Annotated in this window: 19 protein-coding genes and 1 pseudogene; 10 read left to right on the plus strand and 10 right to left on the minus strand. The window is 71.4% G+C overall.

Annotated elements, in window-relative coordinates:
• Position 1 precedes the first annotated feature (1 nt).
• Positions 2–1,045 carry an NAD(P)-dependent alcohol dehydrogenase gene (locus tag AAD496_RS12545; RefSeq protein WP_349829131.1) on the minus strand — a complete coding sequence of 348 codons (1,044 nt, stop codon included), beginning with the start codon at positions 1,043–1,045 and terminating at the stop codon, positions 2–4.
• Positions 1,046–1,240: 195 nt separating this feature from the next.
• Between AAD496_RS12545 and AAD496_RS12550 the strand changes: the two genes are divergently transcribed.
• The 6 genes from AAD496_RS12550 to AAD496_RS12575 are packed head-to-tail and all read left to right on the plus strand — an operon-like array spanning position 1,241 to position 6,485.
• Positions 1,241–2,365: an alkene reductase gene (locus AAD496_RS12550; RefSeq protein WP_349829132.1), complete on the plus strand. Its 1,125-nt coding sequence runs from the start codon at positions 1,241–1,243 to the stop codon at positions 2,363–2,365.
• 42 nt (positions 2,366–2,407) lie between these two features.
• Complete coding sequence (locus tag AAD496_RS12555) at positions 2,408–2,710, plus strand: helix-turn-helix domain-containing protein (RefSeq protein ID WP_349829133.1); 303 nt, start codon at positions 2,408–2,410, stop codon at positions 2,708–2,710.
• Positions 2,707–3,525 (plus strand): SDR family NAD(P)-dependent oxidoreductase, encoded by an 819-nt coding sequence (locus tag AAD496_RS12560; protein ID WP_349829134.1) that lies wholly within the window; start codon positions 2,707–2,709, stop codon positions 3,523–3,525. The genes AAD496_RS12555 and AAD496_RS12560 overlap by 4 nt, the downstream gene beginning before the upstream one ends.
• A gap of 59 nt (positions 3,526–3,584) precedes the next feature.
• Entirely contained in the window at positions 3,585–4,694 is a 1,110-nt protein-coding gene (locus AAD496_RS12565) for a DctP family TRAP transporter solute-binding subunit (RefSeq protein ID WP_349829135.1), read from the plus strand.
• A 1-nt stretch (position 4,695) separates the two neighbouring features.
• Positions 4,696–5,181: a TRAP transporter small permease gene (locus AAD496_RS12570; RefSeq protein ID WP_349829136.1), complete on the plus strand. Its 486-nt coding sequence runs from the start codon at positions 4,696–4,698 to the stop codon at positions 5,179–5,181.
• Positions 5,178–6,485, plus strand: coding sequence for a TRAP transporter large permease (locus tag AAD496_RS12575; RefSeq protein WP_349829137.1), 1,308 nt, complete (start codon positions 5,178–5,180; stop codon positions 6,483–6,485). Before AAD496_RS12570 ends, AAD496_RS12575 begins: the two co-directional genes overlap by 4 nt.
• Before the next feature lie 102 nt (positions 6,486–6,587).
• Here the strand turns inward: AAD496_RS12575 and AAD496_RS12580 are convergent, their stop codons facing one another.
• A complete protein-coding gene (locus AAD496_RS12580; RefSeq protein ID WP_349829138.1) occupies positions 6,588–6,710 on the minus strand; it encodes a hypothetical protein in 123 nt (40 codons plus the stop codon).
• 148 nt (positions 6,711–6,858) lie between these two features.
• Positions 6,859–7,746, minus strand: coding sequence for a LysR family transcriptional regulator (locus AAD496_RS12585; protein WP_349829140.1), 888 nt, complete (start codon positions 7,744–7,746; stop codon positions 6,859–6,861).
• A 195-nt stretch (positions 7,747–7,941) separates the two neighbouring features.
• On the opposite strand from AAD496_RS12585, the gene AAD496_RS12590 reads away from it, so the two are divergent.
• Positions 7,942–10,074, plus strand: coding sequence for a transglycosylase domain-containing protein (locus tag AAD496_RS12590; protein WP_349829141.1), 2,133 nt, complete (start codon positions 7,942–7,944; stop codon positions 10,072–10,074).
• A gap of 12 nt (positions 10,075–10,086) precedes the next feature.
• On the opposite strand, the gene AAD496_RS12595 is transcribed toward AAD496_RS12590, so the two are convergent.
• From AAD496_RS12595 to AAD496_RS12625, 7 genes are all read right to left on the minus strand, one after another.
• Positions 10,087–11,304, minus strand: coding sequence for a pyridoxal-phosphate dependent enzyme (locus AAD496_RS12595; RefSeq protein ID WP_349829142.1), 1,218 nt, complete (start codon positions 11,302–11,304; stop codon positions 10,087–10,089).
• A 48-nt stretch (positions 11,305–11,352) separates the two neighbouring features.
• On the minus strand, positions 11,353–12,213 hold the full coding sequence (panB, locus tag AAD496_RS12600) for a 3-methyl-2-oxobutanoate hydroxymethyltransferase (protein WP_349829143.1): 861 nt from the start codon (positions 12,211–12,213) through the stop codon (positions 11,353–11,355).
• Positions 12,210–13,268 (minus strand): HTTM domain-containing protein, encoded by a 1,059-nt coding sequence (locus AAD496_RS12605; RefSeq protein WP_349829185.1) that lies wholly within the window; start codon positions 13,266–13,268, stop codon positions 12,210–12,212. Before AAD496_RS12605 ends, panB begins: the two co-directional genes overlap by 4 nt.
• Complete coding sequence (locus tag AAD496_RS12610) at positions 13,268–13,726, minus strand: hypothetical protein (RefSeq protein ID WP_349829144.1); 459 nt, start codon at positions 13,724–13,726, stop codon at positions 13,268–13,270. The genes AAD496_RS12605 and AAD496_RS12610 overlap by 1 nt, the downstream gene beginning before the upstream one ends.
• Positions 13,727–13,765: 39 nt before the next feature.
• A complete protein-coding gene (locus AAD496_RS12615) occupies positions 13,766–15,595 on the minus strand; it encodes an ABC transporter ATP-binding protein (RefSeq protein WP_349829145.1) in 1,830 nt (609 codons plus the stop codon).
• Positions 15,592–16,791: a DUF1611 domain-containing protein gene (locus AAD496_RS12620; RefSeq protein WP_349829146.1), complete on the minus strand. Its 1,200-nt coding sequence runs from the start codon at positions 16,789–16,791 to the stop codon at positions 15,592–15,594. The genes AAD496_RS12615 and AAD496_RS12620 overlap by 4 nt, the downstream gene beginning before the upstream one ends.
• Positions 16,792–17,260: 469 nt before the next feature.
• Positions 17,261–18,595, minus strand: a complete 1,335-nt coding sequence (locus AAD496_RS12625; RefSeq protein ID WP_349829148.1) for an aminotransferase-like domain-containing protein — start codon at positions 18,593–18,595, stop codon at positions 17,261–17,263.
• A gap of 141 nt (positions 18,596–18,736) precedes the next feature.
• Between AAD496_RS12625 and AAD496_RS12630 the strand changes: the two genes are divergently transcribed.
• The 3 genes and pseudogenes from AAD496_RS12630 to AAD496_RS12640 all read left to right on the plus strand — a co-directional run.
• Entirely contained in the window at positions 18,737–19,519 is a 783-nt protein-coding gene (locus AAD496_RS12630; protein WP_349829149.1) for a glycerophosphodiester phosphodiesterase, read from the plus strand.
• A 118-nt stretch (positions 19,520–19,637) separates the two neighbouring features.
• Complete coding sequence (locus AAD496_RS12635) at positions 19,638–20,393, plus strand: 4a-hydroxytetrahydrobiopterin dehydratase family protein (protein ID WP_349829150.1); 756 nt, start codon at positions 19,638–19,640, stop codon at positions 20,391–20,393.
• A gap of 13 nt (positions 20,394–20,406) precedes the next feature.
• Positions 20,407–20,706, plus strand: a pseudogene (locus AAD496_RS12640) (maleylpyruvate isomerase N-terminal domain-containing protein); the annotation flags it as partial.
• Positions 20,707–20,876: the final 170 nt, after the last annotated feature.

The raw sequence follows: 20,876 nt of genomic DNA on the forward strand, positions 1-20,876 counted from the left end.
CTCAGAACGTCTTCGCGTCGATGACGAACCGGTAGCGCACGTCCGAGGCGACCACGCGGTCGTACGCCTCGTTGATCTGGTCGGCGGAGATGAGCTCGATCTCGGAGAGCACGCCGTGTTCGGCGCAGAAATCGATCATCTCCTGCGTCTCGCGGATGCCGCCGATGTTCGATCCGGCCAGGGTGTGCCGGCCGCCGATGAGCATGCGCGGGTCGATGTCCATGCCGCCCTCGGGCAGGCCGAGAAGCACGTGCGCGCCGTTGGGACGGAGCATCTTGAGGTACTGGTTGATGTCGTGCGGCACGGAGACCGTGTCGATGATGATGTCGAAGCCGCGACGGTGGGGCTTGTGGAAGTCCTCCTCCGCCGTCGAGTAGTACCCGGTCGCGCCGTAGGCCAGGCCGTCGTCCTTCTTGCGCAGCGAGTGCGAGAAGACGGAGACCTCGGCGCCCATGGCGGCGGCGATCTTCACGGCGACGTGGCCCAGGCCGCCCATGCCGACGACGGCGACCTTCTTGCCGGGACCGGCGTTCCAGTTCACGAGCGGCGAGTACGTGGTGATGCCGGCGCACAGGAGCGGGGTCGCGGCGGCCGGGTCCATGCCCTCGGGGATCTGGATGACGAAGTCCTCGCGCACCGGCACGTGCGTCGAGTAGCCGCCCTGGGTGACGGTGCCGTCGTGCAGATCGATCGCGTTGTAGGTGCCGACCGCGCCGTTCTCGCAGTAGTGCTGGTCGCCGGCCAGGCAGTACTCGCACTCCATGCACGAGTCGACCAGGCAGCCGACGCCCACACGGTCGCCCACCTTCGCCTTCGTGACGTCCGCGCCGACCTCGCTGACGATGCCGATGATCTCGTGGCCGGGCGCGAGCGGGTACTTGCAGCCGCCCCACTCGTCACGGACTGTGTGGATGTCCGAGTGGCAGATCCCTGCGTACTCGATCTCGATCATCACGTCGTCCGGGCGCAGGTCCCGACGCTCGATGGTGGCCTTGGCGAGGGGCTGGTCGGCGGCAGTGGCCTGGTATGCAGCAACGGATTTCATGCGCCCCACCTTATGCGTCCCGTGCAACCGGCAGGTGAATTCCAGGCCCCGCTCCCGAGGCGCCCTGCCCACGCCATTCCCGGTGCCCTCGACCTGCTACCCACCGTGACCCGTCGCACCCTCACCTGCGGGAATAGTGACGCAGTCGGAACCATTGACCCCGTGTCAGCTCCGTCCCCACTCCGAAAGGACCCCATGTACGACGACAAGCCCGACGCTCCGGTCGCGCAGGCAGCCCCCGCATCCACCGCCTCCCTCTTCGATCCCGTCGACCTGGGAGCGGTGCACGCCGCCAATCGCGTCGTCATGGCGCCGCTCACCCGACTGCGCGCGGACCTCGACGGCGTGGTGAACGATCTGCACGTCGACTACTACACGCAGCGCGCCTCGGCGGGCCTGGTCGTGACCGAGGGGACCTTCCCCGTCATGCAGGGTCGGACCTGGGGCGGCCAGCCGGGCATCGAGACCCCGGAGCAGGTGGCCGCGTGGAAGCGCGTGACGGATTCCGTCCACGCCGCCGGTGGCTCGATCGTCCTCCAGGTCATGCACGGCGGTCGTGTCTCGCATCCCGAGATCGCCCGCGCCGACCACATCGTCGCCCCGAGTGCGCTCGCGCTGCCCGACCCCATCCGGTCGCTCGACGGGACGAAAATCGAAGCCCCCGTCCCGCATGCACTCACGGTCCCGGAGATCGCCGGGGTCGTCGAGGGCTTCCGGGTTGCCGCCCGCAATGCGGTCGAGGCCGGCTTCGACGGCATCCAGGTCCACGGGGCCAACGGCTACCTGCTCCACCAGTTCCTCTCCCCGGTCTCGAACACGCGGACCGACGAGTACGGGGGCTCCCCGGAGAACCGCGCCCGCCTCCTCGTCGAGGTCGTCCGCGCGGTCGCGGCGGAGATCGGCCCGGAGCGCACGAGTGTCCGCCTGTCCCCGCAGCACGACATCCAGGGCGTCCTGGAGCCCGACGAGGCGGACGTCCGCTCCGTCTACACGCACCTGGGTAGTACCTTCGCGGACCTGCGGATCGGCTTCGTCGACGTCCTCCGTGCCGACCCGCGCGACGCCGTCGTCCAGGAGGCGATCCGTCGTCCGGGCACCCCGCTCGTCGTCAACACCGGCTTCGGTGTCGTCACCACCCGGAAGGTCGCCCACGACCTCGTCGCGGAAGGCGTCGGGGAGGCCGTCGGTGTCGGCCGCCCGCTCATCGCCAACCCCGACCTCGTACGCCGCTGGCAGGAGGACGCGGGGGAGAACTCCGCCGATACGTCGACGTTCTACGGCGGAGGCGCCGCGGGGTACACAGACTATCCCACACTGTGATATCGCTTTGACGTGATGTGAGACGTCGCACACGATGTGGGCATGGTTGAAGCACGCGGTACCCAGTCGTTCGGCCGTGCCATGGCGCTGCTGGACGAGCTGGCGAACGCGGCGGTCGAGGGCCGCACGGTCATGACCCTCGGCGAGCTGTCGACCGTCAGTGGCCTGGCCAAGTCGACCACCCACCGCCTCCTCACCGGCCTGAGCGAACACGCCATGGTCGCGCGCACGGAGGACGGCGGGTACGTCCTCGGCCCGGCTCTCGTCTCCTACGGCCGGATCGCCGCCGAGGTGCTCGACACCCATCACGTCCTCACCGAACCGTCCCCGCTCCAGCAGGCATGAGCACGGCCACTCTGCGTGGCCGGACCGTTCTCGCGGTCGGCTGCGGCAGCCCCGACGGTGCCGTGAACAACGGACTCGCCGCCGCCCGTGCCCTCGCGGGTGCGGGCGCGGCGGTCTGTGTGGTCGACCGGGACGCCACGGCCGTCGACCACACCCTGGCGGCTCTGCCCGCCACCCCGGACGGCCGCACCCACACCGGGGCCCTCGCCGATGTGACGGATTCCGCTGCGGTCGCCGCCGCCGTCGCGCACTGCTCGCAGACCCTCGGCGCCCCGGACGTCCTCCACCACAACGTCGGCATCGTCGTGAACGGCTCGGTGGTCGACCTGGACGAGTCCGCCTTCCGTGCCGCGCTCGACGTCAACGTCGTCGGTGCCTTCCTCGTGCTCAAGCACGTGCTCCCCGGCATGATCGCCGCCGGGTCCGGCCGGATCATCACCGTCGGCAGCATCGGCGGGATGCGCTGGACCGGCTACGACTACCCGGCCTATGCCGCGAGCAAGGCGGCGCTCGCCGAACTCACCGCCTCCGTCGGCCTCGCCCACGCCCATCAGGGCATCCGCGCGAACACGATCGCCCCGGGCCTCATCGAGACCCCGCTCGTCCGGTCCCAGGTCGCCCGCCCCGGCCAGGACGTCGACGCGTTGCTGGCCGCCCGGCACGCCACCAGTCCCACCGGTCGGATGGGCACCCCGGAGGACGTCGCCGACCTCGCGGTGTTCCTCGCCGGTCCAGGCTCCCGGTACCTCAACGCCACGACGATCCCCGTCGACGGCGGCCTCGTCCACTCGACCACCGGGACGTCCCGCACCTGAGCCGTCGCGGCCTCCCCTCGGCCGTACCCCACCATCCCCGTCCCGAACGGGAGTTCCCCGTGCACACCGCCGTGCCGGAGCCCCCGCTCCGACCCAGCTCCCGAGGCGCCCTCACCCCGGGCTCCCCCGTGACCACCCGCGCCCGCCGGCGCCTCAGGTCCGGCCTCGCGACGCTCGCCTGTCTGCTCACCCTGTGTCTGCTGGCCGCCTGCGGCACGAACTTCGGGACGACGGAGGACGGGAAGCAGCGCTACCGCTGGAAGATGACGATCACGGTGGGCGCCACCTCGACCTGGTACATGGCCGCCGAGCGACTGGCGGAGAACCTGGCGGAGGAGACCGACGGGCGGATCGTCCTCGACGTCTACACGAACGAGCGGCTGTCGGCCGGGAACGCGACCGCCGGCGTGGAACAGCTCATGGACGGCGCGAAGGACCTCAGCTTCAACTCCCCGATCATCTACGCCGGGGTCGACCCACGGTTCGGGGCCGTCACCGCTCCTTTCGCCTTCGACACCCCGGCCGAGGGCTCGGCCGCCCTCGAGGGTACCGGCGGTGACCTCTACGCCGATTTGCTGGACGAGTACGGCGTCCACCTGCTCGCCTTCGGGGAATCGGGCATGCGGCAGCTGACGAACAGTCACCGCCCCGTCCGTTCCCCGGAGGACCTGGCCGGGATGAAGTTCCGGATCCCCGGCTTCGGCCTCTACACCGACTTCTACCGCGGACTCGGGGCGGACCCCGTCGGGATGCCCTTCTCCGAGGTGTTCACCGGGCTCCAGCAGGGTGCGATCGACGGCCAGGAGAACCCCGTCGACATCATCTGGTCCTCCTCCCTCCAGGAGGTCCAGCCCTACCTCACGCTCTGGAACTACAGCTACGACCCGCTCATCCTCGGGATGAACGACGAACTGTGGGACTCCCTGTCGACCGAGGACCAGGAGATCGTCTCCCGCCTCGCCGCCGAGGCGTCCGCCTGGCAGATCGAGACGAACCGGGCCAACGAGCAGCAGTACCTGGAGGAGCTCGAGGAGGCCGGCATGGAGATCAACACCCTCACGCCGGAGGAGACCGCGTCCTTCCAGCACTCGCTCACCGGGCTCTACGACCACTACCGCCGGATCTGGGGTCCCGACCTGTCCGCGCACTTCATCCCGGAGGTGGACTGACATGCGATTGCTGCGCACCGTCCTGCACCGTGCCGAGGACGCCCTTCTCGTGCTGTCCTTCGCGCTCATCGTCCTCGTGACCGCCGGCAACGTGTTCTCCCGCTCGGTCCTCGGCGCCTCCTGGTCGTTCACCGAGGAGATCACCGTCAACACCATGGTCGTGCTCACCATGGTCGGCGCCGTCGTCGCCCTCCGGGAGGGCTCCCACCTGGGCTTCTCCCTCCTGCGGGACCGCTCCCGAGGCGCCCTGCACCGGGTGCTCGTCGTGACCTGTGCCCTCGTCGTCCTCGCGGTGCTCCTCGTCTTCGCCGTGTACGGGACCGAGCTCGTGCTCGCCCAGGCCGACCGTGGCCGCGCGACCCCGGCGCTGGGGATCCCGCAGTGGGTCTTCACCGCATGCATCCCGCTCGTCGGCGTGCTCGGGATCCTCCACACCGTCACCGCGACGGTCCGGGAGCTGAAGCCCGGGACGGAGGTGGCGGCATGATCGAGCTGCTCCTCTTCGGGTCGTTCTTCGTCCTCCTCGCCCTCGGCGTGCCCGTGGCGTTCTCACTCGGTGCCGCCTCGATCCTCGTCCTCGTCGTCACCGACGGCCTGCGGGTCCTCGACGTCGTGCCGAGCGTCATCTTCCCGTCGATGTCCTCGGCCACCCTGCTCGCCATCCCCTTCTTCGTCCTCACCGGCGTGATCATGCAGCACACCGGGATCTCGAAGCGGCTGGTCGACCTGGCCTTCCTCGTCTTCGGGCGGTTCACCCACGGCATGGCCTTCGTGACGATCGCCGCGGCCTTCTTCTTCAGCGCGATCTCCGGGTCGGGCCCGGCGACGGTCGCCGCGATCGGCGGCATCCTCGTCCCCGCCCTCGTGAAGGACGGGTTCCGGCCGGCGCACGCGAGTTCGCTCGTCGCGGCCTCCGGTTCGATGGGGATCATCGTGCCCCCGTCCATCGCGTTCATCGTCTTCGCCGTCGTCGCCGCCGAGTACGAACGTGTGTCGATCTCCCGCCTGTTCATCGCCGGTGTCGTCCCCGGCATCCTGCTCGGGATCGCTTTCCTCGTCGCGGCGATGTTCCTGCCGCGGACCCGTCGGTCGCTCGCCGAGGTCGTCGCCGGGGCCGCGGTCGCCGGTGGTGGAGGGTCGGCGCGGCGCGGACGGGGAGACGACACCACACCCGCCCCGGCGCGTGCCACGACCCGCCTGCTCGCGCAGGGCGCCGGTGCACACCCCGGAGCGGGTGCCACGGATGCCACCGGCGGTGGCGCCGGGAGTGCAGGGCGCCTCGGCGGCGTGGCGACGCAACGCCACGGTTACCGGCCGGAGGCGGGGGTCGGCACGGCGGCGATCATGTTCATCGTCGGGGTGGCGAGCCTGTTCTCCTACGTCATCACCGTCGAGCACGTGACCGAGCGGGTGAGCACGGCCGTGCTCGGGGTGACGGACAACCGGTTCCTCGTGCTGTTGGCGGCGACCGTGCTGCTGCTCGTCGTCGGGGCGTTCGTCGACGCGGTGAGTGCCTTCTACCTGCTGGTGCCCGTCATGGTGCCGGTACTGCTGGCGGTCGGGGTCGACATCACGACGATCGGCGTCATGATGACGGTGAACCTGGCGATCGGCCTGTTCACGCCGCCGGTGGGGCTCAACCTGTTCGTCGCCGCGGACTTCGGGAAACTGCGGCCCGAGGACATGGTGCGCGGTGTGCTGCCCTTCTTCCTCGCCGCGCTCGTCTGCCTGCTGCTCGTCACCTACGTCCCCTGGTTCAGCAACTGGTTGCCGGACCTCCTGGGGGTGTAGGCCGGAGGCTCGGGCTGATCGACCGTGCGCAGATCGGCGTTTCGACCGTGGTCGGACGCCGATCTGCGCACGGTCGATTCGTGGGCGCCTTTCGGTCGGGTCTCAGAACCCGACGAAGGGCCACCAGTCGCCGATCCGGTCGACGAACACCGCGCGGGCGGTGGCCGGGTCGCAGTCGAGAAGTGCGTGCCGCCGCAAGGTCGGGAGCGCGGTCTCGGATGGCATCGGGTCTCCTCGTCGATCGGGGGCCGCGCGGGATGGGAGGCGGAACATCTGCCTCCACCGCGCCGTGACGGCCGACACCCCTTGATGCTACTCCGCACAGGCCGGACGCGCAGGCCTGGCCAGGCGCGCAGTCCGATCGGCCGGCCGGTCACGTCCCCGTGGCGTGGAGGGCGGTGGCGAACAGTCCGTGGACGCGCGGCAGTTCCCGGTGGAGCAGCGTCGTGCAGGGGTGGTCCGGGGCGACCGCGATCCGCAGGCCCCGGACGACCGGGGTGTCGAGGGGCCGGAAGGTGAGCCCCAGCCCCTGGGCCTCGTGGACACCGGCGAGCAGGAGATCGCCCCGGTCGTACACGCTCGCGACGGCCTCCGTACGGGACAGCCCCGTGACGATCCGCGCGGGATCGACCGCATGGGCCAGCGCCTGTCGTACGGCCGGGGTGTCGTCCTCCGGCCCGACGAGGACCCGGCGCGTGTCCTCCGGCAGGGGCTCCTGCCCCGCGGGGAGGGGATCGGTGACGGGCAGGGCACCGGTGAGCAGGGGCGCGTCGGAGCCGGCGAGACCGAGCGGGATCCGGAGATCGGCGGTGGTCGGCTCCTGCGGGAGGAAAGCGACCTGAACGGAACCGGCGGCCAGGAGGTCGGCGCGTTCGGAGACCGGGGCGTCGTCGAAGACGACGGTGAGCCCGCGACCGGCCAGGTCCTTCTTCACCCGCGCGAGGACCCGGGGATCGGCCAGAGGTGGGAACGCGACGTGGACGGTGTGGGGGCAGTCGGCGGCCTCGGCGTCCCCGACGTGGCGCAGCCGGTGGGCGGTGGCGACGAGGTCCTGGGCCAGCGGCAGGACGGTGGTGCCGAACTCGGTGAGCTCGACCCCGCGCGGGCCCCGGTGCAGGAGCGAACCCCCGACCTCCTTCTCCAGGGCGGCCACGCGACGGCTGAGGACGGGTTGGGGCGCGTGGCAGACCTCCGCGGCGGCGGTGAAACCACCTTCACGGGCGACGCGGACTAAGGCGTCCGCCTGGGCTACGAGATCCATGTGCACCTCTCGGGTATCAGGACGGGAGCGGACCCGGTCGACCCAGGGAATTCCCAGGTGGGGACATGGATCCGGCCCAAGGTCCCTTGTTCACGCCGGAGAGGTTCCGGCGCCGGGTGAAATCATGCGGGATCCGTATGGAGACATGCTGAATGCGTCTTGGACAGGGTCTGGGAGCCTGTCGACACTCGGAGCATGGACACCCGCGACCTGTCACAGAACCTGCCCGTGCGGTCCTTCTTCCAGTTCATCGCGCTCAGCCTCGTGGCGGGCGTGGTGGCCGCCGGGTTCGCGATCCCGGCGGTGGGCGCCTCGGCCGCGGCGGCGGAGGCGGGGGCCGACGTGTTCGCAGCCCTGCCCTCCGAACTGGAGGAGCGGCCCCTGGCGGAACGTTCGACGATGAAGGCCGCGGACGGTTCCGTGATCGCGGAGTTCTACTGGCAGAACCGTGAGGAGGTCCCGATCGACGAGGTGTCCGAGGAGATGCAGCAGGCCACCGTCGCCGTCGAGGACGCCCGGTTCTACGAGCACGGTGGCGTCGACCTCCAGGGCATCGCGCGGGCCGCGATCCACAACGCGCTGGCACCGACGACCCAGGGCGGTTCGACCCTCACCCAGCAGTACGTGAAGAACGTGCTCGCCCAGAACGCGCACTCCGCGGGTGACGACGAGGGCGTCGACGCGGCCACCGAGTCGGAGGGCACCGACGGGTACGCCCGCAAGCTGCGCGAGGTCAAGCTCGCGGCGGCCGTCGAGGCACAGTACTCCAAGGACGAGATCCTGGAGCGCTACATGAACATCAACAACTACTCGGGCTCACCGAACGTCTACGGGGTCGAGGCCGCGGCGTACCGGTACTGGGGCATCGACGCGAAGGACCTGTCGATCGGGCAGGCAGCCACGCTCGCGGGGATCGTGAAGAACCCGTCCCTGTACAACCCGCAGCAGAACGAGGAGGGCGTGCAGAACCGTCGGGACGTCGTCCTCGACCTCATGCTCGAGCAGGAGATGATCACGCCCGAGCAGCACGAGGAGGAGACCTCGAAGGGGCTTGAGCTCGACATCCACTCGACTCCCAACGGATGTCTGTCGGCGGAGGACATGGCGTACTTCTGCGACTACGTGCAGCGCGTGATCGAGAACGACCCCGTCTTCGGGGAGACCTCCACCGAGCGGCACGAGCTCCTCCAGCGTGGCGGTCTCACCATCAACACGACGATCGACCCGGAGATCCAGGCGGTGGCCGACAGGAGCGTGAAGGACCGGATCCCGGTAGGTGACCCCTCCGGTGCCGGCCACGCCCTCACCACCGTGGAACCGGGAACCGGCAAGGTCCTCGCGATGGCCCAGAACCGCAACTACACGGTGAGCCCGGCCGAGGACGGCCGCGAGAACTACGAGACACAGCTCAACTACAACGTCGACCGGGCGCACAACGGGACGAACGGGTTCCAGGTCGGGTCGACGTGGAAGCCCTTCGTGCTCACCGAGTGGCTCAAGGAGGGCCACACGCTCGGTGAGACCGTCGACGCCACCCGGCGGAACTTCCCGGCGAGCTCGTGGAACTACAACGGGTGCACGAACCACGGGGAGGACTGGGGGCCGCGCAACGCGAGCGACTCCGATGCGGACTCCGGCACCATGTCCGCGGCGACGGCGACCAAGCAGTCGGTGAACACGGCCTACACGGCGATGGCGAACCAATTGAACATGTGCGGCACCATGGAGACCGCCATGGACCTGGGGATCGAGCAGGGCAACGGCGACGCGCTCGACGAGGCCGACGACAACGGATTCACGATCGCTCTCTCGCCGTCCTCCGTCCTCGGCGTCACGCCGGTGACCCCGCTCGACCTCGCGAGTGCCTACGCCGTGTTCGCCTCGGGCGGCACGTATTGCGAGCCCACGCCGATCGAGAGCATCACGACGAACGACGGGAAGGACATCGACGTCCCCGACGCCTCCTGCGAGGAGGTCCTCGACCCAGAGATCGCCGGTGCGGTGGCCTCGACGCTCGGCCTCGGGTTCGACGGTGGGACGACGAACGGCCTGTACCCCGGCAAGCCCGCGGGTGCCAAGACGGGCACCACGAACTTCGATGTCGGCCATACGTGGTTGGCGGGCTTCACCAAGAGCATGTCGACGGCCGTGTGGACCGGTGACCCGAAGGGCACCCGCGACTGGCGGGAGAACTCCGAGGGCGTGGTCCGCGGCCACGTCTACGGCGCGACCTTCTCCGGTGCCACCTGGAGCGACTTCATGACCGAGGCCCTGGAGTACACCGACGGCAACCTGGCCTTCGAACCACCCGCGCCGCAGTACCGGTGAGGTGAGGCGGGTTCAGGCGGCGCCGAGCGCCCGGGCCATCGCGTCGGCGGCCTTGAGCCCGGTCCCGGAGAGCACGAGGACGGTGCCCTCTCCCGCTCCCGAGGCGCCCTGCCCTCGGGGCCTTCCCTGCCCTTCCCCGCCTGCTGCAGGCAGGCGCCCTTCCCGGCGCAGGCGGGTGAGTGCCGCCGCCGCGACCGCTGCGGTCGGTTCGGCGTAGAGGCCCCGGCGCAGTAGCCCGGTGAGGGCCTCCCGGATCTCCTCCTCGCCCACGGCGACGGCCCCGCCGCCGGACTCCCGGACGGCCGCGGCGACCTCGGGTCCGCGGACCGGGGAGTCGATGGCGGCACCCTCCGCGACGGTCCGCGGTGGCGGTACGGAACCGGAGGGCGCCTCGGCGGGTCGGGTCCCCTCGACGAGGTGGACGATCGGGGAGAAGTGCTCCGGCTGTCCCAGCCACAGGCGTGGCAGGCGGTCGACGAGTCCGGCGGCGCGCAGTTCCGAGAAGGCGAGGTGGCAGCCGAGCACCTGGCTGCCACCGCCGGCGACCATGACGATGTCGGACGGCGCGCGGAAGCCCGCGGATTCCCAGATCTCGTAGCCCAGGGTCTTGACGCCCTGGAGGAACATCGGGTGCCAGGCGTGGCTGGCATAGGGGATCGACGCCGACCGGCGCACGGCCTCCGCCGAGACCTGGTCACGGGTGCCCGGCACGACCTCGACCCGTGCGCCGAAGGCCCGGACCATCGCGATCTTCGCCGCCGAGGTGCCCTCCGGGACCAACACGGTCCCTTTCAGGCCGGCTGCCGCGGCGTAGGCCGCGAGTGACGATCCGCCGTTTCCCGAGGAGTCCTCCAACACGTGCCGCGCGCCGAATCCTCGCAGGTGGGAGACGAGCACGGCCATGCCACGGTCCTTGAAGCTCGAGGTCGGGGCGAACCATTCGAGCTTGGCCCGGACCCGGCCGCCCGCCCAGTCGAGGGGAACCTCCGGGGTGCACCCCTCGCCGAGGCTCACCCGGTGGGCGCGGTCGACGGGGAGCGCGGCGGCATAGCGCCACAGGGACCGTTCGCCGGTGTCGATGTCCTCCGGCCGGCAGGCGGGCAGGGGTGCGAGGGACAGCGGCGATCCGTCGTCACCGTGCCAGCGCGGGTCCGTGAGCCGGTAGCACGTCCCGGACCGGTCGACGGTGAACAAAGACGCGGGGTCGGGGAACCGGGGAGTGTGGGTCATGGGAAGCGCCAGATCAGATGGAGCCCTCAGCGGCGCGGAAGCGCCCCGTCAGAAGCTGTGCTCCGGAGTGGGGAAGGTGCGTGCCTCGACCTCGGCCCTGTACCGTGCGGCGGCCTCGCGCATGGTGGCGCCCACCTCGGCGTAGACCTTGACGAATCGGGGCTTGCGACCGGGTGTCATGCCCATCATGTCCTGCCACACGAGCACCTGCGCGTCGGTGTGGACACCGCCGCCGATGCCGATCGTCGGGATGGAGAGTTCCTCCGTGGCGGTCTTCGCGATGTCGGCGGGCACCATCTCCATGACGACGGAGAAGGCACCGGCCTCCTCGACCGCGCGGGCGTCGGCCAGCAGCTTCTCGGCGCCGGAGTCCCCGCGCCCCTGCACCCGGAAGCCGCCGAGGGCGTTGACGTGCTGCGGCGTGAACCCGACGTGCGCCATCACCGGGATGCCGGCCTCGACGAGTGCACGGATGGTCGCGGCCTTCTGCACACCGCCCTCGATCTTCACGGCGTGGGCGCCACCCTCCTTCATGAAGCGGAAGGCGGTCGTGAGCGCCTGCTCGGTGGACACCTCGTAGCTGCCGAAGGGCAGGTCCGCGACGACGAGGGCGTGCGGCGCACCACGGACGACGCCGCGGACGAGGGGCAGGAGTTCGTCGACCGTCACCGGTGCGGTCGTGTCGAGCCCGTAGACGGTGTTGGCGGCGGAGTCCCCGACCAGCAGGACCGGGATCCCGGCGTCCTCGAAGGCCGCGGCCGACGAGTAGTCGTAGGCGGTGAGCATGGCCCACGGGGTGCCCTCCTCCTTCCACTTCTGCAGGTGGTGGAGGCGGGTGGTGCGCTTCTTCGGTGCCGGCGTCGACGCATCGGCTCCGGCAGCAGCGTCCTTGCTGGGGTGGAAACTCATGCCCCCATGCTATTCCTCTCCCGTCCGCGGCCGGCGGGGAGGTCCGGTATCCGGCCCCGGACGGCGCTGACCAGACCGGACACCCCGTCGCCCACGCGCTCCCAGGGGACGAAACTCGCGTAGGCCGCCCCGGTGAGCTGGTACCGGAAGGTGATGTCCATGAGCGCCTTGATGCCCCAGTGCATCCCGTAGGCGGACACCGCCCAGACGCGTGCCACCACGGGGTGGACGAGCACGAGCGGCCCCACGAGTTCGAGCACGAGCGAGGGAGCGGCGGTCGCCGTCCACAGCTCCTTCCGCGCGTACAGCCGCTTGCCGAGCGCCGAGGTCCTCGACCCCAGTACCTCCTTCCGCAGGGCGTCCGCCGCCACCTGGCTGCGCAGCGAGTCACCCGTCGCCCACCCCCAGCCCAGGGGACCGGCGACCTTGGCGACCCCGGAGAGCCAGTAGTAGATCCCGGTGACCGCGGAGAGCATCTCGACGGGGAAGCCGTAGCGCCAGTGCGCCTGCGGGGCGCCCTCCCCGGTCCGCGCCCGCCGGATCACGGCGTCGACGCTCCAGGCATCGGCGGACGGCGAGAACCCGGCGACGAGCGTGTGGAACACGAGAGTGTTGTCCGAGTGGAAGATCATCGACCAGGAGTTGCGGTAGCTGAGGTTCCAGAACAACAGCGAGGCGTGCAGCGGCCCCGTCACCCGGTGGGCGATGCCGAGCGTGAAGGCCGCACAGGCCACCTGGTCGGCGAGGACGAGTCCATCGGCCACCCGCGGTGGGAGCGGTCGCGCGAGCACCTTCACCGGCCCCTGCGGGTCGAACAGAGCCGGGTCGGTCCGGTGGATCTTCGCGAACATCCGGAACCGGGGCAGCGTGTACCAGAGCGTGTAGGCACCCAGCACCAGCCGGTTCCCGGCCAGCCGCTCCGGTCGCACGGCCCGGAAGGGCCGGACGTCCCCGTCGAGGAGGGCGGCAGGGGCCCAGTCCGCGGACGTGGGGCCTCCGGCGAGGGCGCGGAAGGCGGAGGCCGCCGTGTGCGTGAGATCGGCGAGGAACCCCATCACGCCACCTCCGCCGTGCCGAGGACCTCGCGGGACCGGGCGGTCGTGTCCCCGGCCATGAACTCCGCGTACCGGAAGGAGGACTTCACGACGTCGACCCGGTCGACCTCCTCGCCCGTGCCCCGCAGGGTCGCGAGCACCTGCGCGGCGAGTGCCTGCGCACCCTCGGGTGTCCCGGCCCGCCGGGCCACCTGCCGGCGCACCTGGTTGAATCCGCCCGAGCCCATGGTCATGTAGCCGACGTCCTCCCAGGTCCCGTCGGTGTACCGGACACGGGCGTGGACGACCCGGCCGGTCCTCTTCCGGTGGGCGCTGAACATCGGGTAGTGGGAGAGCGGGAAGCCGTCGCGGCGGTCCTCGACCGGGCGGAGGTTCCGGCAGACGGGCGAGGCGAGGACGGCGAGGAAGGCCGTCCCGAGCGCGAGGGCGAGCGAGCGGGATTCCGGGAGGAGACTCATGGCAGGTCGCTTTCAGTGCGTGAGAGGTGGCGGTCGGGATCAGGAGTGGGCAGGAACGGGAGGGGAGAGCGCCTCGGCGTCGGCGAAGAGGCGGGCGGTGGGCCCGTCCCCGGCCAGGAGGTCGGCCGTGGGCCCGGCCTCGACCAGGTGGCCGGCGCGGACGTGCCACACCTGGTCGGCCATCCGGGTGACGTCACGGTTGTGGGTGATGACGAGCGTCGTACCGGTGCGGCCACGCACAGCGTTCGTGAGGACCTCGCGGGTGCGTGGGTCGAGGTGGGCGTCGGCCTCGTCGAGGACGAGGAGGCGCGGGTCGCCGAGCATGGCACGGGCGAGCGCGACGCGGGCGCGCTGCCCGGAGGACAGGAGCCGGCCACCCTCACCGACCTGGGAGTCCCACCCCTCGGGCAGGACGTCGAGGATCGTGTCGATCTCGCAGGCGGTGACGACCGCGGCGAGGTCCTTCTTCGAAGCCTTCGAGTTCCGGTAGGTGAGATTGCGGCGCAGGGACCCGCTCATGAGGGGGAGATCGGGGCTCATGACGCCCACGTTCTTCCGCAGGGAGGTGAGGTTCACCTGCCGGACGTCCTGCCCGTCGAGGAGCACCTGCCCGGAATCGGGGTCGAGGAGGCGGGCGGCCAGCGACATGAGGGTCGACTTGCCGGCCCCGTTGGGTCCGACGATCGCGACGATCTGCCCGGGTTCGGCACTCACCGTGATCCCCTTGACGCCGGGGTCGAGCGTGACGTCGCGCATCTCCAGGTGCCCGAGGAGCGGGGCGGGGCGGTCCGCGTCCGGGGCGGGCCAGGTCCCGGCCCCCGGGGCATAGCCGTCGGTGAGGTCGGGGAGCGTGGGGTCGTCGGCCAGGGGAGGGATGGCCAGGAACTTCCGGGCCGCCTCGCGGGCGACCTTCGCGCCCGAGGCGTACTCGGCGACCCGGCCGAGGTCGCGCAGGTAGGCGGCGAGCATGCCGACGACGGTCATGGCGCCCACGACCTCCCCGGGGGTGGTGTCCCCGCGGGCGACGACGAGGGAGCCGGCGAGGACGACGCCGAGGGTGGCGATGCCGCTCGTCGCCTCGGCGACACCGCGGGCGGCGCCGGCGGCCCGGGCCCGGCTGATCATGGCCGCGGCGAGCCTGGTGCTCTTGCGGTCCACGCGCTTGCGTTCGCGGCCGACCTGGCCGGCGGTCTGCACGACGCCGACGTTGAGGAGGCGTTCGGACACCTCGCCGGACAGGCGGGAGCGCCGCTTCCGGGCGACCCGGGAGGTCCGCACGAGGGCACGGGAGGTCACGAGGGTGGCCAGCGCCCCGAGGAACAGGACCCCGGCGACGATCCCCGCGAGTGCGAGATCGAGGACCACGAGGCGGGCGAGCACGATCCCGACCGCCACACCGGCGACGAGGAGCCGGGCGAGTCCGAGGCTCACCCAGGACCGCAGCGCGGAGAGGTCCCCGACGAAGCGTTGGAGGAGCGAACCGGACTTCTTCCGCCCGAGCGCGCGGGTGGGCACGGTCGTGAGGTGGGAGAACAGGAGGGCGCGGACCGTGGTGACGTAGGACTGCCCCACGCGTTCGGCGACCACGCGCTCGCCCGCCCGGCACAGGGTGGTGAGGAGGACGGCGATGACGGGTCCGGCGATGAGGAACCGGGTCTCCTCGAAGGTGAGCGGGGTGAGCACCCCGTCGGCGGCCCGGTCGGCGATGAGCCGGTCGAAGACCCACTGGACCACCTGCGCGAGTGCCAGGGCACCGGCGGCCTGCCCGACGCCGATGACGACGAGGACGATGAACCAGTGGATCCGGTCCCCGGAGATCGGGGCGGGCAGGCGGGGCGAACGTGGGGTCGCGGTGGACCCCGCGGTCATCGGCCGGCCCCGGGCGCGTGCCGGACGGGCCGCCGGTCGGCGCGGTCCTCGCGCAGGGCGCGGACGAGGCGACCGGCGTGCGCGCCGTCGGACAGCAGCTCCGTGTTCCACACGGGGTGGTCGGCATGGACCGTGAACTCACGGGTGCCGAGGACGGAGGAGGACAGCAGGCCGGTGACGGCCAGGGGGTCCCGGGAGTTCCGGCGCAACCAGTCGACCCCGGCGGTGCCGCTGAGCGGATCGGTCGCGGCGTAGAGGATCCCGTCGGTGCGGGAGAGGATCACGGGGTGGGACAGGAGGGCACCGGTCTCCTCCTGGTAGACGCCGTCGGCGAACTCGACGACGACCACCTCGCAGCCGTCGGCGGCGAGGTGGGCCAGGGAGTCCTCGAAGACGGTGACGAGGTCCGCCACCGGGGTCCTCCACGTGCTCGGGTACCCGGCGTGCGTGAAGTCGACGACGGTGTGCGCGCCGTGGTCGTGGAAGCTCCACGTGTCGTTGCCGGCCCCGGAACCGGTGACCTTGGCCGCACCGACCCGGTAACCGGCCGCCCGCAGTCCGTGGCACAGGGTCGCGGCACTCGTCGTCTTCCCGGCATTCATCCCGGAACCGGTGACGACGAGGACGACGGGACCGTCGCACGGGTCGGGCCGCTCGACGTGGAGGGCGGTGACGGGGCGCGCCCAGGCGCCGTCGAAGGTCGACAGGCGGCGGCCCTCGGCGTCGAGCAGGAGCCCCAGGGGTTCGATCGTCGTCGCGTTCTTCACCCGCAGGTTCTTGCTGATCATCCGGGAGGCGATCCCGCCCGCGGCGACGAGGTGGCAGGGGCCCAGGTCGTCGGGGACGACGGCCTCGAACTGATCCGGGGCGTAGCGGTGGCCGTAGGCGAGGACGACCGTGGCCCCGGGATGGATGGAGGGTTTGCGGCCGTAGGGGTTCTCCACACGGGCGTGCTGCCCGACCGAGGTGACCCGGGCCAGGACGAGGTCGCCGACCCGCGGGGCGCCGGCCACCGCGAGGTCGACGGCGCGGTCGAGGTCGACCCGGCCGGTCGTGTGGGCCCGGACGGAACCGGCGAGGACGGCCGGCAGATCCGTGCCGGCGGGGAGCCCCACGGCCTGCGTGTGGTGCGTGACGGGGGTGCGGGAGTCGGCGAAGGCCTCGAACTCGTGGCGGAACGTGTCGGTGGTGACCATGGCGTCTCCTGGAAGAGAAGGGGGTGAAAGGTGCTTCCGGGAGACAAGGGGACCTGTCCGGGCTTGAGTGCGGGATGAGCCCTGGATGAGGAAAGACTCAGGTGTCACCAGTGCGTCGGGCGGAGTTGGTCGGGTATTCACCTCCCGCGAGTCCCCGCGCGGACGTCAGGGCAGGTGAGGGGGGCGGGTGGGAAGAAAAGGGCGCCTCGGCGGCGGGGAGTGGGATGACGTGGGCGGGGGGGAAAAAGGAACACCACCCCCGCCCCACCCCCCCCCCCCCCTCCTCTCCCTTTCCTCCCTCCTCCCCCACTCCCCCCCCCCCCCTCCTCTCCCTTTCCTCCCTCCTCCCCCACTCCCCCCCCCCCCCTCCCCCTCCCCCCCCCTCCCCCTCCCCCCCCCTCCCCCCCCTCCCTCGTCATCCGGAATTCACTGGACGGCCGCGGTGGGGTGCCGGGGCTCGGGCGGCGATTCAGCGCAGCTCCGCGGCCGCCTTCTCGAAGACGGGCTGCATGCGCAGCAGGCCCTCCTCGATGCGGTCGGGGGTGTTCGAGACGAAGCTGAACCGGATGGTCCGGTGGTCGGGGTCCTCGACGTAGAAGTTGGACCCGGGGACGTAGACGGTGTCGGCGGCAGCGATGTCGGCGACGAGCGCCGAGGTGTCGAAACCGGTGGGCAGGGTGGCCCACATGAACATGCCCCCGGACGGCCGGGTGACGTGGGATCCGGCGGGCAGGACCGCCGGGAGGACCTCCCACATGCGGTCACGGCGGGCGGCATAGGTCTCCCGGACCGGCACCAAGGTGCCCGGGATGTCGGTGCGCTGGATGTAGTGGGCAGCGGCGAGCTGGTCGACCGTCGAGGTCCCCAGGGACACCGCCTGCTTGGCGTTGGCCATGTGCCCGATGATCTCCTCCGGGCCCCGCACCCAGCCGATGCGCAGACCGGGGGACAGGACCTTCGAGAGCGTGCCGAGCAGCAGGGACTTGTCGTCCAGGCGCGGATCGGCGGAGATCGCGGGGACCGCCTCGCCCTCGTAGCGCAGCTCCGAGTACGGATCGTCCTCGATGAGCCAGATCGAGTGGCGGACCAGGACGTCGGCGATCTCCTTCCGGCGGGCGGCCGGCATCGTCACGCCGGTGGGGTTCTGGAAGGTGGGGATCGTGTAGAGCGCTTTGGGGGAGTGCTCGAGGATCTTCCGTTCCAGGTCCGCGGGCACCAGGCCGTGCTCGTCGGACTCGACGCCCCGGCACACCGCTCCCTGGAGGCGGAAGGCGGAGAGCGCGGAGACGAAGGTGGGGTTCTCCGCGAGCACGACGTCACCGGCGTTGAGCAGGGTCTGCCCGGCCAGTCCCAGGCCCTGCTGGGAGCCGGAGGTCACGAGGATCTGGTCGGGGCTCGCCGGGCAGCTCGACTCTGTCAGGCGCTTGGCGGCGGCCTCGCGCATCTCGGGTTCGCCGATCACCGGCCCGTACTGGAGGGCCCGGGCGCCGTCGGGTCCGAGCAGGACGTCCTGGTAGGCACGGGCCACGCCCTCGACGTCGAACAGTTCGTTCGCGGGCAGCCCGCCCGAGAAGGCGATCGTGTCCTCGCCGCGCACGAGGTCGAGGATGTTCCGGATGGGGCTGCCGTGGTGCTCCAGCACGTACGTGTTGATGTCCGTCGGCGGGCCGACGGGCGCTGCCGAGGTGCCCTGAGCTGCCGAGGTGCCCGCGGAGGGGGTGCCGGGAGTGGAGGGCGCCTCGGGGGCGGGGGAGGATGCCGGGGCGGATTCGGGGGACCGGGGAGAGGTGGGGGAGGGGTACATGGTGCCAGGCTACGCCGAGGAACGACACGGGGTGTTACGAGGTCTTTCACAGTTCGTGCACGGCCACTGTTGGATCTCCGTTTCCCGTTCCGTCATCCGGAATACCCGCGCCGGACACGGCGGGGGCGTACCGTCCCCGCCATGACCATCGCACCTGTTTCGACCCTCGTGAGGATCGCCCACCGGGGCGCCAGTGACGCCGCGCCGGAGAACACGATGGCGGCCTTCCGGTCCGCCGTCGCCCAGGGCGTCGACCTCATCGAGACCGATGTCCACCGCACGGCCGACGGGGTCCTCGTGCTCGTCCACGACGACCACCTCGACCGGACGACGGACGTCGCCACCGTCTTCCCCGACCGTTCCTCCACCGCCGTCGCGGACCACACCTGGGACGAGCTGCAGCGCCTGGACGCGGGCTCCTGGAAGGGGTCCTGCTTCGCGGGGGAGCGGATCCCCTCGCTCGCGCAGTTCCTCGACCTCCTGCAGGGTTCGCGCACCGGCCTGCTCCTCGAGGTCAAGGACCCCGCGCTCTACCCGGGGATCGAGGAGGAGATCGCCGACGTGTTCGAGGCCGCCGAACAATACGTCGAGGCCGCGGTCGCCGCGGACAAGCTCGTCGTGCAGTCCTTCGACTGGGACTTCGTCCGCCGCTTCCACCGTCGGCTGCCCGAGGTGCCCGCCGGGCTGCTGGCCGGGCCCGGTGTCGAACCGCCGGTCGAGGACGCCGCCTGGGTCGCCACCTTCAACCCCTACTTCGAAGCGGCGACGCCGGAGCTGATCGCACGGATCCACGAGCTCGACATGCGGTGCTTCCCGTGGACGGTGAACGCGGAGGCGGACATGCGCGCCCTCGTCGCCGCCGGGGCCGACGGTGTCATCACCGACCGGCCGACCGCGCTCAACGAGGTGCTCGCGGGGGTCTGAGGGGGTCCGACGGGCGGACTGCGACCTGCGAACCCCGACCTCCGAACCGGCTGGATGTTGTCCTGTTCCGGGGCCGGGGGTCTGTCCAGCGGCCGGTGACAGGGCTAGCGTTCGCACCATGACCGGTGACACGCAGACTCAGGACCCTCGTGAACCCCTCGACCCCGACGCAGCCCTGCCCGTCGGATGGCACCGTGTCGGCCCGTTGCTGCGGGTGCGGTACACCCCGGACTCGTACCAGGCCGGAGCCGCACTCGTCGCCGCGATCGCCGCGGCCGCCGACGCCCAGGACCACCACCCGGACATCACCCTGAGCTACGGCGACGTGATCGTCTCGACGCTCAGTCACGACGTCGGCACCGCCACCTCCCGTGACCTGCGACTGGCCCGCGCCGTCGCCGACCTCACGCGCGAGGCGCGGGTGCTCACGGCACCCCGCGCGCCGGGGCAGATGACGATCGGACTCGACACCGCCGACGCCGGGCGGATCCTGCCGTTCTGGCGGGCGGTGTACGGACTGCCGCCCCTGGAGACCGGGGACCCGGCGGCGACCGACCCGATGCCCGCGGTCGTCGACCCGACGGGGCAGTTGCCCGTGCTGTGGTTCCAGCCCTCGGAGGTCCGGGAGGGCCGCAACCGCTTCCACCTCGACGTCTATCCCGGCATGTCGGCGATCCGGGAGCGTCTGGACGCCGCCCTCGCCGCGGGTGGGACCCTCGTGACCGACCGGTTCGCCCCGGCCTGGTGGGTGCTGGCCGATGCTGACGGCAACGAGGTGTGCCTGTGTTCCTCGCAGGCCGCGCCCGAAGAGCACCCGCTCGCCGACGCGGTGGCCGAAGGATCCGTCCCGGCGGCCGCGGTGTCGGAGGCATGAGGGTGTCGGAGGCATGAGCACCGGCGGCGGGGATCCCGTGGTCGAGGGCGGGACCGTCCCGGGCGGCGGTCCCGGGAGCCCCGGCGGGGCGGACCCGCTCCTCGACGTCCTCGCTGCGCTCCAAGTCGGGTTCGAGCGTCTGCTCGCGGACGTCGATCCGGTCACCCCGGTCCCCGCGGTCCCGGACTGGACGGTGCGGGATCTCGTCGAGCACCTGGCCGGCATCCACCACTGGGCCGGCGGACACGTGCAGGGCGAGGACCCGCCGCGGCCGGACCACGTGCAGGCCGGGGACACCTCGGCCGCTCGTCCTGGGTCTGTACGAGGAGGGACGGGACCCCGGGACCCGCCCGGTCGGGACCGTCTCCGGTCCGGCCCGTCACCTGGTGCTCCTCCTGTGGCACCGCGTCCCGGCGGCCGAGCTCGACCTCGAGGTCACCGGCGACCGCGCCCTCTCGGAACAGGCGCTCGCCGCCCCGATCG

It is taken from the genome of Brevibacterium litoralis (genome assembly GCF_040212315.1).
Taxonomy (GTDB): Bacteria; Actinomycetota; Actinomycetes; order Actinomycetales; family Brevibacteriaceae; genus Brevibacterium; species Brevibacterium litoralis.

Excerpts from the sequence above, each read along its gene's own strand:
- AAD496_RS12545 (WP_349829131.1), bottom strand. The coding sequence starts at position 1,045 with ATGAAATCCGTTGCTGCATACCAGGCCACTGCCGCCGACCAGCCCCTC.
- AAD496_RS12550 (WP_349829132.1), top strand. The coding sequence starts at position 1,241 with ATGTACGACGACAAGCCCGACGCTCCGGTCGCGCAGGCAGCCCCCGCA.
- AAD496_RS12555 (WP_349829133.1), top strand. The coding sequence starts at position 2,408 with ATGGTTGAAGCACGCGGTACCCAGTCGTTCGGCCGTGCCATGGCGCTG.
- AAD496_RS12560 (WP_349829134.1), top strand. The coding sequence starts at position 2,707 with ATGAGCACGGCCACTCTGCGTGGCCGGACCGTTCTCGCGGTCGGCTGC.
- AAD496_RS12570 (WP_349829136.1), top strand. The coding sequence starts at position 4,696 with ATGCGATTGCTGCGCACCGTCCTGCACCGTGCCGAGGACGCCCTTCTC.
- AAD496_RS12575 (WP_349829137.1), top strand. The coding sequence starts at position 5,178 with ATGATCGAGCTGCTCCTCTTCGGGTCGTTCTTCGTCCTCCTCGCCCTC.
- AAD496_RS12580 (WP_349829138.1), bottom strand. The coding sequence starts at position 6,710 with ATGCCATCCGAGACCGCGCTCCCGACCTTGCGGCGGCACGCACTTCTC.
- AAD496_RS12585 (WP_349829140.1), bottom strand. The coding sequence starts at position 7,746 with ATGGATCTCGTAGCCCAGGCGGACGCCTTAGTCCGCGTCGCCCGTGAA.
- AAD496_RS12590 (WP_349829141.1), top strand. The coding sequence starts at position 7,942 with ATGGACACCCGCGACCTGTCACAGAACCTGCCCGTGCGGTCCTTCTTC.
- AAD496_RS12595 (WP_349829142.1), bottom strand. The coding sequence starts at position 11,304 with ATGACCCACACTCCCCGGTTCCCCGACCCCGCGTCTTTGTTCACCGTC.
- panB (WP_349829143.1), bottom strand. The coding sequence starts at position 12,213 with ATGAGTTTCCACCCCAGCAAGGACGCTGCTGCCGGAGCCGATGCGTCG.
- AAD496_RS12605 (WP_349829185.1), bottom strand. The coding sequence starts at position 13,268 with ATGGGGTTCCTCGCCGATCTCACGCACACGGCGGCCTCCGCCTTCCGC.
- AAD496_RS12610 (WP_349829144.1), bottom strand. The coding sequence starts at position 13,726 with ATGAGTCTCCTCCCGGAATCCCGCTCGCTCGCCCTCGCGCTCGGGACG.
- AAD496_RS12615 (WP_349829145.1), bottom strand. The coding sequence starts at position 15,595 with ATGACCGCGGGGTCCACCGCGACCCCACGTTCGCCCCGCCTGCCCGCC.
- AAD496_RS12620 (WP_349829146.1), bottom strand. The coding sequence starts at position 16,791 with ATGGTCACCACCGACACGTTCCGCCACGAGTTCGAGGCCTTCGCCGAC.
- AAD496_RS12625 (WP_349829148.1), bottom strand. The coding sequence starts at position 18,595 with ATGTACCCCTCCCCCACCTCTCCCCGGTCCCCCGAATCCGCCCCGGCA.
- AAD496_RS12630 (WP_349829149.1), top strand. The coding sequence starts at position 18,737 with ATGACCATCGCACCTGTTTCGACCCTCGTGAGGATCGCCCACCGGGGC.
- AAD496_RS12635 (WP_349829150.1), top strand. The coding sequence starts at position 19,638 with ATGACCGGTGACACGCAGACTCAGGACCCTCGTGAACCCCTCGACCCC.